Origin of the sequence: Rhizobium sp. PRIMUS64, assembly GCF_023006465.1 — a bacterium.
GTDB lineage: Bacteria > Pseudomonadota > Alphaproteobacteria > Rhizobiales > Rhizobiaceae > Rhizobium > Rhizobium leguminosarum.
In genome coordinates, this window is record NZ_JALBGX010000369.1 from 1 (window position 1) to 289 (window position 289).

Sequence of the window (289 nt, forward strand, 5' to 3'; positions counted from 1 at the left end):
CGCCATCCGTGACTGGGTTTTCGACAAGAACGAAGTCGAGTTTGAGACCGGCCCTTACGATGTCAACGTCGTCGGCGACTACAATATCGGTGGCGACGCGTGGGCTACGCGCATTCTATTGGAGGAGGTGGGGCTGCGCGTGGTCGGCAACTGGTCGGGTGATGCCACGCTCGCTGAGGTCGAGCGCGCGCCAAAGGCCAAGCTGAACCTCATCCACTGCTACCGCTCGATGAACTACATCTGTCGGCACATGGAGGAAAAATACGGCATCCCGTGGATGGAATACAAT

The 289-nt window shown here is 58.1% G+C and carries 1 protein-coding gene; it reads left to right on the forward strand.

Annotation, left to right across the window (positions count from 1 at the left end):
- Positions 1–289 (forward strand): nitrogenase component 1 (locus MOV76_RS39600; protein ID WP_309506944.1); only part of this gene is annotated, 289 nt, incomplete at both ends.